This is a genomic window from Sphingobium trunci (assembly GCF_022664535.1).
GTDB lineage: Bacteria > Pseudomonadota > Alphaproteobacteria > Sphingomonadales > Sphingomonadaceae > Sphingobium.
Window position 1 is genome coordinate 80,877 of the sequence record NZ_JAKUJY010000013.1, and the last position, 16,088, is coordinate 96,964.

At 65.0% G+C, this 16,088-nt stretch carries 11 protein-coding genes; 3 read left to right on the plus strand and 8 right to left on the minus strand.

The features are described from left to right. Positions 1 to 39 precede the first annotated feature (39 nt). The 5 genes from MJ601_RS12970 to araD1 all read right to left on the minus strand — a co-directional run bounded on the left by MJ601_RS12970 (position 40) and on the right by araD1 (position 8,856). Positions 40 to 2,271: a TonB-dependent receptor gene (locus tag MJ601_RS12970; protein ID WP_242127048.1), complete on the minus strand. Its 2,232-nt coding sequence runs from the start codon at positions 2,269 to 2,271 to the stop codon at positions 40 to 42. Positions 2,272 to 2,502: 231 nt separating this feature from the next. Further along, complete coding sequence (locus MJ601_RS12975) at positions 2,503 to 3,993, minus strand: aldehyde dehydrogenase family protein (protein ID WP_242127050.1); 1,491 nt, start codon at positions 3,991 to 3,993, stop codon at positions 2,503 to 2,505. A 132-nt stretch (positions 3,994 to 4,125) separates the two neighbouring features. Beyond that, entirely contained in the window at positions 4,126 to 6,156 is a 2,031-nt protein-coding gene (locus MJ601_RS12980; protein WP_242127052.1) for an MGH1-like glycoside hydrolase domain-containing protein, read from the minus strand. Between the two features lie 93 nt (positions 6,157 to 6,249). Next, positions 6,250 to 7,812, minus strand: a complete 1,563-nt coding sequence (locus tag MJ601_RS12985; protein ID WP_242127054.1) for an alpha-N-arabinofuranosidase — start codon at positions 7,810 to 7,812, stop codon at positions 6,250 to 6,252. 51 nt (positions 7,813 to 7,863) lie between these two features. Continuing rightward, positions 7,864 to 8,856 (minus strand): AraD1 family protein, encoded by a 993-nt coding sequence (gene araD1, locus MJ601_RS12990; RefSeq protein ID WP_242127056.1) that lies wholly within the window; start codon positions 8,854 to 8,856, stop codon positions 7,864 to 7,866. Positions 8,857 to 9,103: 247 nt separating this feature from the next. Between araD1 and MJ601_RS12995 the strand changes: the two genes are divergently transcribed. Then, positions 9,104 to 9,868, plus strand: a complete 765-nt coding sequence (locus MJ601_RS12995) for a FadR/GntR family transcriptional regulator (RefSeq protein WP_242127058.1) — start codon at positions 9,104 to 9,106, stop codon at positions 9,866 to 9,868. Positions 9,869 to 10,002: 134 nt separating this feature from the next. Here the strand turns inward: MJ601_RS12995 and MJ601_RS13000 are convergent, their stop codons facing one another. Then, positions 10,003 to 11,307: a sugar MFS transporter gene (locus MJ601_RS13000; RefSeq protein ID WP_242127060.1), complete on the minus strand. Its 1,305-nt coding sequence runs from the start codon at positions 11,305 to 11,307 to the stop codon at positions 10,003 to 10,005. Between the two features lie 130 nt (positions 11,308 to 11,437). Between MJ601_RS13000 and MJ601_RS13005 the strand changes: the two genes are divergently transcribed. Continuing rightward, the gene (locus tag MJ601_RS13005) at positions 11,438 to 12,580 is read left to right on the plus strand and encodes an aldose epimerase family protein (RefSeq protein WP_242127062.1); all 1,143 of its coding nucleotides are present in this window, start codon (positions 11,438 to 11,440) and stop codon (positions 12,578 to 12,580) included. A 13-nt stretch (positions 12,581 to 12,593) separates the two neighbouring features. After that, positions 12,594 to 13,451, plus strand: coding sequence for an SMP-30/gluconolactonase/LRE family protein (locus MJ601_RS13010; protein WP_242127064.1), 858 nt, complete (start codon positions 12,594 to 12,596; stop codon positions 13,449 to 13,451). A gap of 75 nt (positions 13,452 to 13,526) precedes the next feature. Here the strand turns inward: MJ601_RS13010 and MJ601_RS13015 are convergent, their stop codons facing one another. Then, positions 13,527 to 14,516: a LacI family DNA-binding transcriptional regulator gene (locus MJ601_RS13015; protein WP_242127066.1), complete on the minus strand. Its 990-nt coding sequence runs from the start codon at positions 14,514 to 14,516 to the stop codon at positions 13,527 to 13,529. 211 nt (positions 14,517 to 14,727) lie between these two features. Then, positions 14,728 to 16,023, minus strand: coding sequence for a sensor histidine kinase (locus tag MJ601_RS13020; protein ID WP_348635580.1), 1,296 nt, complete (start codon positions 16,021 to 16,023; stop codon positions 14,728 to 14,730). Positions 16,024 to 16,088: the final 65 nt, after the last annotated feature.

Consider the following 16,088-nt stretch of genomic DNA (forward strand, 5'->3'; position numbering starts at 1 on the left):
ATGGACGGCCGGGCAGGACAACCGGCCTCATATCCGCGCTCATCCGCCGAAATCCATGTCGAGCCTTACGCCGAACGTCCGGGGGCGGCCATAAAGGGTGGTGTCGGCGGTGGGACCGGTGAGGATGTAGAGATTATAGGCTTCGTTGAAGAGGTTGCGCGCCCAGGCGCTGACCGTCATCCTGGAATTGGGCAGCCGATAGCCGATCTCTCCGTTCACCAGCGTATAGCCCGGCAGCGTGACGCGATTGTCCGCGTCGCGATATTCCTTCCCCGCATGATAGGCGTTGGCGTTGAAGGTCAGCGCTCCGCCATTGGCGAGTTGGGCGGTGTAGGCGATGCTGCCGTTGATCGTGAACAGCGGCGTGCGGGTGATGGTCTGCCCCGACGCATCGAAGGTGCAGGTGACGTTCCCGCCGACCGGCGTGCCCGGCAGCGTCGGGCACCCGGCCACCTGCGCGTTGGTGGGTGACGGGAAGAGGTTGGTGCGCGCCGTCTGGCCGACCGCATTCTGGTAATCCTTGAAATGGCCCCAGAGTTTCATCGCCCCCAGATGCAGGTTCAGCCCATCGACAGGCTCGAAATTCATCTCCCCTTCGAAGCCGTAGATTTCCGCTCCGCTCGCATTCTGGAGGATGGAGACATTGTTCGGCCTCACGCTGACCTGAATGTCGCTATAGTCGGTGTAGAAGCCGGAAAGATTGGCGCGGATCCGTCGCGCGATGGAGAATTTGGTGCCCAGTTCATATTGCCACACCTTCTCCGGATTGACGGCGTTGCTGACGCCCGTAGCCGGATTGTAGGATGGTGTGCTCGTGGCGAACAACCCGCTCTTGAAACCCTTCCCCACCCGGGCATAGACGTTCGCCGTCGGCGAGACATCATATTTCAGCGTGCCCGACGGACTGAAATCCGTAAAGGTCCGCTCGCCCGTCGTCGTCAGGCCCGACAGATTGTCGCGATAATGATGCTCCTTCTTCTCCCAGGTGTAGCGTCCCGCGAGGATAAGCGACAGGCCGCCGCCGAAATCATAGCTGCCCTGCGCATAGGCGGCGAGCGATCGGGTCACCTGGCTGGCGGTATAGTCGGTGGCCACGGTGGAACCGTTTATCACCTGCACCCTGTAGCTGCCGCTGTCGCGCCAGAAATAGGTTCCGCCCGCGATCCAGCTGAACGGCCCCGAATGGGAGGAGGTCGCGTACAGCTCCTGGATGAAGGAGCGGGAGAAATAGTCGTTCGGCAGGGACGATACGTTGAGGGCGCTCGCATCGACATCGGACCGCGTATAGAGCCAGCTGTCGTCATAGGCGCTGATCGAGGTGATGTCCGCCCAGTCGAGCGAGAGCTTGGCGGTGAGGGACAGGTTCTGGTCCGTCTGGAACAGGCCGCCGCCCGTCCCGGTCTGCTCGTAGGGGCCAGGCTGCACATAGGTCCCGGGCGACAGGCGGCGTGCCGCCGTATTGCCCCTATAGGGCTGCGAAGAGGTCGACAGCGTGTCTTCGTGCCGCATCGTCAGGCCGGACAGGATCAGTTCCAGATTGTCCGCCGGCACGAAGCGCAGCTTTCCATGGACCGACCAGCTTCGCGACCAGCCCAGCTTCGCTTCGCCGATCGGGTTGAGATTGGTGATATAGCCGTCGTCGTAGGAACGCAGCAGCGCCAGGCTCGCCTGCACCGTCTCGGTGCCTGCGGTGACATAGGCCTTGGCATTCACCTCGTTGAACCGGCCATAGCTGATCGAAGCCTTGAATCGCGGCGTTTCGGAAGGCGACAGGGTGATGATATTGATCGCGCCACCGGTCGAATTGCGCCCGTACAGAGCCGTCTGCGGGCCGCGCAGCACCTCGATCCGCTCGATGTCGTAAAGGTCGAACACCGTCGATGCCAGAAAGGGCTGATATACCCCGTCGATATAGACCGGCACCACCGATTCCTCGCTGGCGGTGACGCCGCGCGTGCCGATGCCGCGGATCGTGGGCTGGGGCGAGAAGCTGGACTGGGTGAAGTTGAGGCCCGGCGTCACCAGCGTCAGGTCCCGCGTGGAATTGATGCCCATGCTTTGCAGCGCATCGCCCCGGAAGGCCGAGATGGAGATGGGTATGTCCTGAAGCCGCTGTTCCCGGCGCTGGGCGGTGACGATGATATCCTGATTGCCCCCCGCGCCATTGCCCTGTCCGGCCCTGGGCATATCCGCCTGCGCAAAGGCCGCCACCGGCATCAACAGGACCATCGCCGTTCCAATGGACAAGCGAATCCGAGCAGCTGTTTCCATGGCTGTCCTCCCTCTCCTGATTGGCAATCCCTCCTTGGCAGCGGGGGACGGCCTTGGTCGGAGCTTAGGGAAGGCGCGCCAAGGGGGTCAAATCCGATATGAAGATCATCATCATTCGAAAATCATATGGATGAGCGCGCGATCATGCGCTGAAATCCATGGAGAAGTGGGTGCGCGATCCGATCGCGCACCATCGCCCTTTCCTCGTCTTGATCCTTGCAGGCCCCGCCCTCAATTGCCGGCGGGGAAGCTGATCGCCTTGATCTCGGTATATTCGTTGAAGCCTTCCTCGCCCCATTCGCGGCCCAGGCCCGACTTCTTGTAGCCGCCGAAGGGCGTGTCGGGGTGGAAGCCGCCGGGACCGCCATTGATGCTGATCTGGCCGGTGCGGACCTTCATCGCCATCTTGAGCGCCGTTCCAGCATCGCGCGAGATGATCGCGCCGCCCAGCCCATAGTCGGACTGGTTGGCGAGGCGCACGGCCTCCTCATCGGTGTCGAAGCCCACGACCGCTGCGATCGGGCCGAACACCTCATTCTGGCCGAGATAGCTTTCATTGGTCACATTGTCGAAGATGGTGGGTTCGAAGAAGAAGCCCTTGTCCAGCCCCTCCGGCCGCTTGCCGCCGAGCACCAGCGTCGCGCCTTCCTCCAGCGCGCGGGCGCAGAAACCGGCGGTGCGTTCACGCGCCGTCTCGCGGATCAACGGCCCCATGAACGTATCCTGCGCGAAGGGATCGCCGATCTTGAGCTTGCTCACCGCGTCGGACAGGGCGGCGACGAAATCGCCACGGATGCGGTTGTCGACCAGCATGCGCGTGGTCAGGGAACAGCCCTGGCCCGCCTGATGGACGAAGCCGAAGATGCCGGACATCACCGCCCGTTCCATGTCGGCGTCGTGCCGGATGATGAGCGGCGACTTGCCGCCCAGTTCCAGATGGCATTTCTTGAGCGTCGGCGCGGCCTGGATCATGATCTGCGATCCGATCTTGTCCGACCCGGTAAAGCTGACCATGTCGACGCGCGGATCGGACCCCAGGATCGCCCCGACATCCGCGCCGCCGGTGACGACGTTGAAGACGCCGGGCGGAAGGTCCAGCTCGGCGACCATGTCGGCGACCAGCATGGTCTGCAACGGCGTGAAGGGCGATGGCTTCACGATCACGCTGTTGCCTGCGGCCATGGCCGGAAGCGCCTTGAGCAGCGTCAGCAGGAAGCCCGCATTATAGGGCGTGATCGCCAGTACGACGCCGATGGGATCGCGCGTCACCAGCGCGCCACCCAGCGCATTCGTGCCGTCGGGGCGCGGCGTCACCAGGAAGGGCAGGGTCTTGGTCGGATCCTTGCGCGCAATCTCGATCGCCTTGACGCACTGGGTTTCGCCCAGGCCGAACAGGAAGCCCGCCTGCAGCGCGGTATAGCCCATTTCGAGCATCATCAGCGTCAGCGCCTCTTCCTTGCGCTCGCGCACCTTGTCGAGCAGGCGCTGCATCGCGTCGGCGCGGTCATTGCGGTCGGTCTGGGGCCATGGTCCCTCGTCGAACGCACGGCGGGCGGCGGCCAGCGCCGCCAGCGCCTCTTCCTTGCCGCCCAGGGGCGCCACGCCGAAATTCTCGCCGGTCGCGGGGTTGAGCACCGGCTCGGTGCCCAGCGACGACGCGACGAACCGGCCGTCGATGAACAGCTGGTCGTAATTGGCGCGTATCTTCGAAATTGCGTTCATTCCGATTCTCTCCTGAATATCCCATGGCGGGCGTGACCCGCTTATACCCAATATGGCGCTTTCGTACATATCGGCCCAGTGTCAGCTTGGCAGGCAAAACCGCGCCGGCACCAATGTCTTTGCGGATGAGACTTATTCGGAGAACAGCTTGAACTCGACGAGGCGGGTGGCCTTGCCGTCCGGCTGGCGCAGCAGGATGCGGACCTTGCCGGTGCGGACGGCGGGCCAGCGAAGGCGGGTGATGCCGTTGGCGACCGGCGCATCCGCAGGCGTGGCGATATCCTTCCACATGCCGCCCATCATGGCCTGCAGGCGATAGCGGCGCGGAACGGCAAAGGCCTTGCCGTCCGCGAAGAAGGCGAGTTCGGCGCGGGCAAGGTCAATGGGCCGCCCGAAATCGACCGCATACCATTGGTCGGCGGGCGAGGGCGCGGAGGACCAGCCATTGGGCAGTTCGGGAAAGAACCAGAGGCGGCCGTCTATCGCGTCATGGACATTTTCAGGATCGTCGTTGCTGGAGGCCGACCCCTTGGGAAACTGGCTGCGGACAAGTTGCACGGCACGGTCGACCGGGCGGGCGATGGCCGGGCTGGCGACGGGCTGGACCGTTGCGGTGAGGCGGCCCAGCCTATCCCGGCGCGCGACCTCCCTGCCGTCGACTTCGATGGAAAGGCCCTTCCCCCGCCCATAATGGCTGCCATCCGCGTCCCATGTCACGGCGATGCGATGGCCATGATAGGGCACGTCCTGCACCCGGAACCAGTCCAGAGCCTGCGGATCGCCCGCTTCGGGGAGCAGCGGGTTTACCTCCAGCAGAGTGTCGGCGCGCGGACGGATGCCCACCAGCCCGGTCAGGATCAGGTCATTATAGCCCGAGTGGAAATAATGATGGCTGCGGTCGAGGCCGACGATCGGCCGGCCGGTTTCGGGATGATAATCCTCCTCCAGATCCAGCCGGCCATCCTGGTAGTGAAGCGCGGTATATTGGCGCAGCAGCCGCATATAGTCGCTGCGGCTGACGGGCCCGCGCTGGGCATGATGGTCGAGCAGGTTCGCCATGCCAAGCAGTACCTGAGTCGTCTGATAGGGCCAGGCAGGGCCGTTCCACTGACATTCGGGCGCGGTGCCGAGATAGCGGTACTGCCGCATATAATATTCGTAGTTCGCCTCGACGGTGCGCATCCCCGCCTTTCCGGCAAGCGAGGCGGGGTCGAGCAGATGGCTCCACGCCCGCGCGTAGCGGGCATCGTCGGGAACCAGGTCGAACATCCAGGGCAGATAGCCGACCAGTTCCCGGTTGCGGATCGGGTCCCAGTAACGGACATGCGGATTCTTGCGGCTTTGGTGGCGATCGATGAAATGGGTGAGCGGTTCGCTCCACAGGTCGTCCAGCACATGGCGGCGGATCGCTTCGGCGCGGGCGGCATAATCCTGCGCCATGGCCCTGTCGCCCGCCATTTCCGCCATTTTCGAAAGGGCGCGGGCGTTGGCGAACATGTAGCTGTTGATCGAAGGGCGGAATGCGTCGCCGCCGCGAAAACCGTCCTTGCCGCCCGAGGCATCGATGGAGGAGACGGTATATTCGGTGGCGTCGAGCAACGGCTCGATGAAATAGAGGCCCTTGTCGAAATCGAACTTGTCGTCCCACAGGCGATAGATGTGGCGCATGACGGGCAGATGCCTGAGCAGGCCCTCCCGGTCGCCGTCGACCAGATAGCGGCCCCAGACGCTGTCGGCCATATGATCGGTGAAATGGCGGTCATTGCCGCCGTCCCGGTACATGAAGTCGATATAATCGTCGGCCAGGCGCCTGTCGTTGAGCCAGCGCCCCTCCGCCAGATGGAAGCCCGTGGCATCGTTCAGGCTGGCATAGGGATGCCGCTGCCAGTCGACATCGTCGAGGAACTCGGTGGAGATGAAGCCCGCTTCGCCCAGATCCCGCTGGTGCGCGCGAAACAGGGACCAGCGATAATAATAGACCGCATCGATTTTGGGATCGGCGGATTCGAAGAAGGGGATGCGTTCCTCATACCAGGGCGCGTCATTGCCGAAGCGTTGGACGGCGATGCGGTGCACATCCATTGCCGGAAGGGACGGAGGCGGAGCGGCGGCGGTGCCCGCGAATGCCGCACCCGTCAGCATAATCTTCAACAGGCCATGCATGGTTCAGTCCTTCGTACGAACATGGATGGCGGCCGCCCCGGCCCGGGGGATTGGAGCGGACGGCGATTCCACCCTCCGCCCGCTCCAAAGAGCTTACTGAACCTCCAGCACCACCACCGACTTGGGTGGAAGCGCAACGGTCAGCATGCCATTTGCGATCTGGGCGCCGGTGAAGGGGGCCGGCTTCACCGCCTGCGGATCGTCGAATGTGTTGTGCGCATTGATCGCCGCCGCGGTCAGCACGCGGCCGGAAACGCTGGCGGCGTTGAGGCCATCCAGCTTCACCGCGACCGTGTTGGGCTGGTTGGGGTCGAGGTTGGAGAGGCCGACATGGACCCTGCCGTCCTTCCCCCTGACCGCCGAACCGCTGACGGCGGGCATCACGAACCGGTCCTTGTGATACCAGGGCGTGTCGATGTCGATCGGCAGCACGGTGGCGTCCTGCCAAGGCTTGTACATTTCGAACACATGGTAGGTGGGGGTCAGCACCATCTTCCTGCCGTCGGTCAGGATCATCGCCTGCAGCACATTCACCATCTGCGCGATCGCGCTCATGCGGACGCGGTCGGCATGTCTGGCGAAGATGTCGAGGTGGATCGAAGCGATCAGCGCGTCGCGCAGCGTATTCTGCTGCCTCAGGAAGCCCGGATGCGTGCCCGGGTCCTGCGCATACCAGGCGCCCCATTCGTCGACCGCCAGGAAGACGCGCTTTTGTGGATCATATTTGTCCATGATCGCGCTGTGCCTGGTGATCAGCTCGTCCATATGGACGGCGCCCGCCAGCGCGTCCGCCCAGCCGCTTTCGTCGAAATTGACCGGATCGGCCTTGGGCGGCCAGCCGCCCTGCGGCACGGTGTAATAATGCAGCGACAGGCCATCCAGCTTGTCGGCCGCCAGCCGCATCAGCGTTTCGGTCCAGTCATAATCGTCGACATTGGCGCCCGAGGCGATCTTCAGGATTCTGGTGCCGCGCGGCGCCTTTACGAAGGTCGCGTAGCGGCGGGTCTCGTCCGCCGCGAATTCCGCCCGCATATTGCCGCCGCAACCCCACAGCTCGTTGCCGATGCCGAAATAGGACAGGGCCCAGGGTTCCTTATGCCCGTTTCTGGCGCGCTGTTCGGCGAGGCTCCCGGCCGGGGCGGTGATATATTCGACCCATTCTGCCATTTCCTGCGGACTGCCATTGCCGACATTGCCCGAAATATAGGCCTGGGCGCCGACCTGCCGCAGCAGTTCGAAATATTCATGGGTGCCGACCGAATTGGGTTCGGTCACGCCGCCCCAATGGGTGTTGACCTTGGCCGGGCGATCCTTTCTGGGACCGATGCCCTCGCGCCAATGATATTCGTCCGCGAAGCAGCCGCCGGGCCAGCGGATGACCGGCACCGACAGGTTGCGCAGCGCCCCGACCACATCGTTGCGGAAACCGTTGGTGTTGGGGATCGACCTGTCGTTGCCGACCCACAGGCCGCCATAGATGCCGTTGCCCAGATGCTCGGCGAACTGGGTGAAGATCGCCTTGTCATAGGTCGGGCCGGGCCTGTCGGCATGGATGGTCGCGCTCGTGGGCTTGCCGTCCGTCTGCGCGCTGGCGCCCGAAAGCGCGGTGGCGCAGAGCATGAGCGCGGCAGTCGTGCGGCGCAGGGCCTGGATCATTCTTCTCTCTCCCTGAACTATGATGGTGAAGGCGCCGGGCCTGCCCGCGTCCTAAAGGATGCGCACCGTCACTTCGGCCGGCGCGGCGCGCTTCAACGGGTTGCGCACGGGCAGGGTAAAGGGCGCGGCGACTATCTCGAACACATCGCCCTCCTGCGTCTGCACGCCATCCGTGAAGGACAGGGTGGCGGTGCCGAAGAAATGGACGTGCAGGTCGCCGGGGCGGCGGAACAGGTCATATTTGAAATGATGATGCTCCAGGTTGGCCAGACTGTGCGACATATTGGCCTCGCCCGACAGGAACGGCTTTTCCCAAAGGATTTCGCCGTTGCGCAGGATGCGGCTGCTGCCCTCGATATGGCCAGGCGCGGGGCCGACCAGCAGTTCCGGGCCGAGCGCCGCCTGGCGCAGCTTGGAATGGGCGAGCCAGAGATAATTGTGCCGCTCGGTCACATGGTCGCTGAACTCGTTGGCGAGCGCGAGGCCGAGGCGATAGGGCTGGCCATCCGGACCGATGAGGTAGATGCCCGCGATTTCCGGCTCCTCGCCGCCATCCTGCGCGAAGGCGGGCATGGTCAGCGGATCGGCCGGGCCGACAAGCTGCGAACCGTCGCCCTTGTAGAACCATTCGGGCTGCTGGCCGATGGCGCCGGGCGCGGGCTTGCCGCCTTGCAGCCCTTCCAGGAACATGCGCATGCTGTCCGTGTTGGCTTCGGCGGCGGCAGCTTCGCGGTGCATCTTGTCGCGGCCCTCAGCGGAACCGAGATGGGTGAGGCCGGTGCCGGTCAGCAGGATATGGGCGCTGTCCTCGTGATCGATCGGGGCGAGCAGGCGGCCCACCTCGAACTCGGCCGCGATATCGACGGCTTCACCCCTCGGGGCAGCGGCGACAGCCTCCGCCAGTGAAATCCCCTTGGCAATGGCGTCCAGCGCCAGCGTGCGGATGCTGTCCACCCCGACAAGAAAATGCGCCCCTTCGCTGGTCGCGGCGATGACGGAGCGGGCGCCGCTATCGGCACGGTGCTGCAACAGGCGCAAAGTCATGAAAAATCTCCTCCCGCGCGCCCGGCAGGCGCTGGTCAATATCCGTCAGAAAGTTCAATTGTCAGTCATTTCGCGGACGTGAAGCCGCGCCGTAGTGCCGTCTCCGGGACTTGACTGGAAAGGCAGGGCTTTGTCAGCGATGGGAACCTCCTTATTACTCCGACATATTACAGGCAAGCGGCGATGGCAATGATGTGTTTTATGTCGGTGGATCGACTGCTAAAGGGGTGGGGTCGGAGGAGCATGAATGGCTGAGGAAAAGTACGCCCTTGAGGGGACGGCCGAGGGCAAGTCGGAGACGGCCAGGGGCGCACGCGGCCCCGGACGGCGGTTGCATGGCGCCATTGCGCACAAGCTGGGTACGGCGATCTTGTCCGGCCAATATGCGCCGGGGGATGTCCTGTCCGGCGAAATCGCCTTTGCCGAGGAACTGGAGGTGTCGCGCAGCGCCTATCGCGAGGCGATCCAGGTGCTGACCGCCAAGGGCCTGGTGGAAAGCCGTCCCAAGGCCGGGACGCGCGTATTGCCGCGACAGCGCTGGAACCTGCTCGATCCCGAGGTGCTGGCCTGGGCCTTTGCCGGGGAGCCGGACATTCAGTTCGTGCGCGACCTGTTCGAACTGCGCGCCATCGTCGAACCGGCGGCGGCGCGGCTGGCGGCGCAGCGGCGGACCAGGGACGACCTCAGGTTGATGAAGGACGCGCTCGCCGCGATGCGCCGCCATACGCTGGCGACCGATATCGGACGGGCGGCGGACCGCGACTTTCACAATGCGATCTTGAACGCCACCGGCAATGACGCGCTGCAGACGCTGTCGGCCAGCATCGGCGCGGCGGTCAACTGGACGACCCAGTTCAAGCAGCGCTCGCGGGCTTTGCCGCGCAATCCGATCCCCGACCATGTGCGGGTGTTCGACGCCATTGCGGCGGGCGACGGGGCGGCCGCGGCCGAGGCGATGGGCATTCTCGTCGATCTGGCGCTGGAGGATACGGCAAGCACGATGACGCGGTGAAGGACCGGAGTCCTCCCTACGGGCGGATGGGGAGGGGGACCATGGAGGGCCCGGCAGAAGAATTTTGCGCCATCAAAAAAGGGCCGGAGCGGGTTATCCGCTCCGGCCCTTTTTCATCGTCTCTCCGCTGATGCTCAATCCAGGTGCTTGTCGGGCAGCGCATGGGTCGGCTTCGATCCCCACAGCGCGTAGAACAGGATGTAGAGTTCGCATATCGCCGTCAGCAGGAAGCTGGTCTGCAACCCGAAATGATCGGCCAGATAGCCCTGCACCACCACCAGCGCGCCGCCGGCGATCGCCATGATCAGCAGGCCCGATCCTTCCTCGGTCAGCGGGCCGAGGCCCTTGATGCCGAGGGTGAAGATGGTCGGGAACATGATCGAGTGGAACAGGCCCACCAGGATCAGCGACCACATGGCGACCGGGCCATGGGCGAACACGGTGGTGATCATCACGATGAAGGCGCCGACCGAGAAGGCCGCCAGCACCTTGCCCGCGTCGAAGCGCTGCATGATCGCCGATCCGGCGAAGCGGCCGACCATCATCCCGCCCCACAGGAAGGTCAGGTAACGGCCTGCCTGTTCATGGGTCAGGTTGGCGATGTCCGGCTGGCTGACGAAGTTCACGAACAGGTTGGCGACGCCGATTTCCGCGATCAGATAGATGAAGATCGCCGGGATGCCGAACACCAGATTGCGGTGCGCCCAGAGCGAATGCTGCTTGCGCTCTTCCTTGGCGACGCGCGAGGTGGAGGCGCCCATGTCCGGCAGCGGGAAGCGCGCGATGACGACCGCCAGCACCACCAGCACCACGGCGACCAGCGCATAGGGCAGGACCACCGAATGGGCGTCCGCCAGACGTTCGGCCTGCGTCAGTACCACATCGCCCTGCGCCGTGCCGCCCTTGGACCGGCCAAGGATCAGATAGGCGCCGAACATCGGCGCGAGCATGGTGCCCGCCGAGTTCATCGCCTGCACCAGATTGAGGCGCGAGGACGCCGTCTCCGGCTTGCCGACCACCGCGACATAGGGGTTCGCCGCCACCTGGAGCAGGGTGATGCCGCTGGCGATCACGAACAGCATGACCAGCGTCACGCCATAGGAGGGGATGGACGCGGCCAGCATCATGCCCAGCGCGCCTGCCGCCATGATCAGCAGGCCCGTCACCATCGACTTCTGATATCCGACCCGTTCGATCAGCTTGGCCGAAGGGATGGAGGCGAAGAAATAGGCGATGAACCACACCGATTCGATCAGCGTCGTCTGGGTGTAGCTGAGTTCGAACACGCTGCGCAGATGCGGCAGCAGCGTGTTGTTGATGACCGTGATGAAGCCCCACATGAAGAAGAGGCTGGCAAGCAGCGTCAGGGCAGGGCCGTAGCGCGTGCCGGGATTATAGGCCGCGGCGGGCGCGGCGGTCGAGGAAACGGGTCCTGCCATTCATCCTTCTCCGGAAGAGTCAAAACAGGACGCAGCCGGAAGAGGGTTGCGCCTGATTATTATGTACGAGTATATCCCCATCCATAGCGCGTCAATGGCGCTCGGGAGGAAGTGCATGCGAAAGGCCTTTATGAAAAAAACAGTTTTGGCAACGTTGTCATACGGCGTGCTCCTGGCGCTTGCAAGCACCTCCGCGCAGGCGGCGGAGGCCGATCGCGCACCGGCAGGCAAGCTGGCCGACGGCACCCTGATCGAGGCGATCACGCTCAAAAATGCCGGGGGCGTGTCGGCGACCATCCTGACCTATGGCGCGACGCTCCAGAAATTCTCCGGGCCGGACCGCAACGGCCGGATCGCCGACGTGCTGCTGGGCTATGACGATCTGGCGGGCTATATCGATCGTCCCAATTATTTCGGCGTGACCGTGGGCCGCTATGCCAACCGCATCGCGGGGGGCAAGTTCGTGCTGGATGGCAAGAGCTACCAGTTGCCGCTCAACGACAAGGTCAATTCGCTGCACGGCGGCGACAAGGGCTTCGACAAGCAGGCGTGGAAGCTGGTGTCCCTGAAGGGCGGTCCGGTCGCCACGGCCGTCCTGGCGCTCACCAGCCCCGACGGCGATTCCGGCTATCCGGGCCAGCTTGACGCCACCGTCACCTATACGCTGGACGAGCAGGGCAATCTGGGCATCGCCTTCGACGCCAGGACCAGCAAGCCCACCATCGTCAACATGACCAACCATGCGATCTTCGACCTGGGCGGCGAAGGATCGGCGGAGGGGGCGCAGGGGCACAGGCTGACGATTCCGGCCAGGGCCTATACGCCGGTCGACGCCAATCTGATCCCGACCGGCGAGTTGAAGCCCGTGGCAGGCACGGTATTCGACTTCCGTCAGCCGCGCCGGGTGGCAGACGGCATTCGCGACGGCCGCGATCCGCAGATCGTCGCCGGTCATGGCTACGACCATAATTTCGCGCTGGACAAGGGCGCGACCAAGGCGCCGGAACTGGCCGCACGGCTGGAGGATCCGGCTTCCGGCCGGGTGCTGGACGTGCTGACCACCGAGCCGGGCGTGCAATTCTACACCGGCAATTTCCTCGACGGAACGCTGGTCGGCAAGCAGGGGCATCTCTATCGCATGGGCGACGGCATCGCGCTGGAGCCGCAGAAATTCCCCAACGCGCCCAACCAGCCAGGCTTCCTGTCGGCGCGGGTCGACCCCGGCAAACCCTATCATCACCAGATGATCTACCGCCTGTCGGTCCAGCGCTGAGGGGGAGCGGAGCATGGCCGAATGGCGCAAGGTCGAGCGCGACACGCGCGACACGCTGGGCGAGGGCACCTTGTGGTCGGCGCGGGACAATGCGGTCTATTGGGTGGATATTCTCGCGCCCGCGCTCAACCGGCTGTCGCTGGGCGATGGCGGCCTTGAGCGCTGGGCCATGCCCGAACCGCTTGGCTGGGTGGCCGAGTGGGCCGGGGGCGGGTTCATCGGCGGTTTCCAGAGCGGTTTCAAGCTTTTCACGCTCGATCCGCTGGTGGTGACCGCCATCGGCGACCCCGAACCGCATCTGCCGGGCAGCCGGATGAATGACGGCAAGGCGGATGCTGGCGGCGCCATCTGGTGCGGCACCATGGACATGGCCGAGGAACAGGATGTGGGTGCGCTTTACCGGCTCGATCCCGATGGCAGCTGGGCGATGATCGACAGCGGCTATCGCGTGCCCAACGGCCCGGCCTTTTCTCCCTGCGGCCGGTGGCTCTACCATAGCGATACCGCGCGGCAACAGATGTACCGTTTCGCCCTGACGGCCGATGGCGGCGTGGCGGACCGCCAGCCCTTCATCCGCTTCATGGCTGAGGACGGCTATCCCGACGGCATGACCGTGGATGCGCAAGGGCATCTGTGGGTCGCCCATTGGGGCGGCGGGCGGATCAGCCGCTTCACGCCGGAGGGCAGGCTCGACCGGTCGATTGCCTTGCCAGCGAAGCAGATCACCAACATCTGCTTCGCTGGCGCAAATCTGGACCGGATGTTCGTCAGTTCAGCCGCCATCGGCCTGCCGGAAAGCGAGCATGACGGTGCCCTGTTCGAAGTCTTCCCCGGCGTGAAAGGTTTGCCGACCCACCGATATGCGGGTTAGGCGCGGGGCTGTGGTCGGCCAAAAAGGGGGGCATCTCACTCTCCCGCAATCGGGAGGGGGAGAGCAATGTTGCCCCTAGTCCGGCGCAGGTCCGGTGCTGTCGCGCTGCACCAGTTCGAACGGGAATTCCGGCGCATCGGCGGGTCCATGGGCGAGTGCGTCGACCACGGCGCGGCCCATCGCCTCCAGCGGCTGGCTGACGGTGGTCAGCGGCGGCCAGGCGGTGAGGCCCGCGGGCGTGTTGTCGAAACCGGCGACCGACAGATCCTCCGGCACGCGCAGCCCGATCCGGTGAGCGACGGTCAGCACGCCCAGCGCCATGTCGTCATTGGTGGCAAAGATGGCGGTGGGGCGCGGCGTTTGCGCCAGCAGCCTTTCCCCCGCCGCAATGCCCGACGTGAAATCGAACCTGCCCTCGACGAACAGCGCGTCCCTGGCCACGATGCCTGCCGCCGCCAATCCGTCCCGGAAGCCCTCGACGCGGCGCGCCGCGGCCCTGTGGCCCGATGGCGGGGTGATCACGCCGATATGGCGATGGCCAAGGCCGATGAGATGATCGGCCATCATCCGGCCCGCCGCACGCTCCGGCGTGGGGATGTTGAAGCTTTCCGCCACCACCGACCCCGCGATCCGGGCGCAGGGCAGCTTGAGTTCCGCCAGCCGTTGCAGCAGCCGGGGATCGTCGGACAGCGGCGGCACCAGGAATACGCCGTCGGGGCGCAGTGCCGCGACCAGGCGATCCAGTATCTCCGGGCTTTCCTCGCCCGAAAGCGACACCGGTTCGACCACCAGATGATAGCCCAGGTCGCGGCAGCGATTCGCCGCGCCCGCCTGGATGCCGCCGGTATAGCTGGCGGCCGGATTATTGTAGAGAAAGGCGATCATGAACGACCGTCCGCCCGCCAGCCGCCGCGCCGACTGGTTGGGCCGATAGTCGAGCTGGCGGATCGCCGCCATCACCCGCTCGCGCAGTTCGTCGCTGACATTGGGTGCCTTGTTGACCACGCGGGAAACGGTCTTGATCGATACGCGCGCCAATGCTGCGACGTCGTGAATGCTTGGCATAGGGCGCTCTTGCCATGGAAGATTCCTGGAAACAACGTTTTCCCCATCCCGATGGCGAGGACATAATTCCCTCTTGATCATGAGGGAATGACGCGCTAGAGGCGCGGGACAACGTTGTCATACTCTCCAAGCAAGACAACGGCTGTCATCCCGGGCGGCGGTGGGAAGAACTGCACGCTTCCGCCATCCGCCCGGGATGCGCTTTGTCCCCTCACGGCCGTTTCAGCCTCAACATGATCCGCAGGCCCGGTTCGTTGTCGGACAGCGTGACCGTGCCATGGTGCAGCCGCGCCACCGCCTCCACCAGCGAAAGCCCCAGCCCGGAACCCGGCTTGCCGCGCGCCGGATCGAGCCGGCCGAAGCGCTTGAGCGCCGCCGCATGATTTTCCGCCGGAATGCCGGGTCCATTGTCGGCGACGCTGATCAGCAGGCTGCCGTCCGGCTCCAGCCGCGCGCTCAATTCGATGCAGTCGCCGCCATCGGCATAGTGCAGGGCGTTCTCGATGAGGTTGGCGAGCGACTGGCTGACCAGTTCGCGATGCAGGGAAAAGAGCAGGGAGTCGGGCGCCGCGATGTGGAGGGCGAAGCCGCTGTCCTCGACCAGCGGGCCATAGACTTCGCCGACATCGCGCAACAGCGCGCCGACGTCGGTCTCGCGCCGCTGGTCGCCGCCGAAGCCCGCTTCGGTGCGGCTGATCAGCAGGGCAGTGGTCAGCATGGAGCGGAGCGTCTGCGCCTCCCCATGCACCTTTTCCAGCGCGTCGAGCGCGGTGTCGTCGCGGGTCTGGCTGCTCGCCTGCTCCACCACCGACAGCAGGCGCGTCACGGGGGATTTGAGGTCATGGGCAAGGCCGTCGGTCATCATCCGCAACTGCGTCACCAGCGCGTCGATCCGCTCCAGCATGGCGTTGATCGACTGGCCCAGCCGGTCGAAGGCGTCGCCGCTGCCGTCGGTCGGCACCCGCCGGTCGAGCGCGCCGACGGCCACTTCATTGGCGGTTTCGGCGATGTCGGACACCTGCCGCGCCAGAATGCGCCCCAGCATGATCGATATGCCCAGCGCCAGCACCAGGCTCATGATGAAGGCGATGCTCAACGCCTCCTCATAGATGCGGGCGAGTTGCAGGCTGTTGGAAACGACCATGCCGGTCAGCAGCAGCTCGCCGCCCTTCATCCTCTTGGCGACCACGCCGATCGGTTCCGGCTCGTCGCGCCCGACGCGGTAGAGCGACATGATCTGCCACCGCCCGTCGGCGGCCAGGCTGGCGGGCCAGGCGCCCAGATTGCCGGCGACCGGGCGGCCATCCCGGTCGGTGAGCAGCAGCACCGCGCGCTCGCCCTCCACGCCGCGGAAGCGACGGGCGATTTCCTCGCGCAATGCCTTGGCGCCGCCGCCGCGATAGAGGGCGAGCAGGTCGTCGCGCGTATCCTCCACCGCCTGCTGGTCGGCCGCGACGACGGTGCGCTGGCTGGCCTGCTGCACGAACAGCAACACGCCGCCGGTCACCAGAAACTGGCAGAGAAAGGCAAGGCCGACGAACCGCCCGATGGTCGAACGGGCGAAGCCGAACC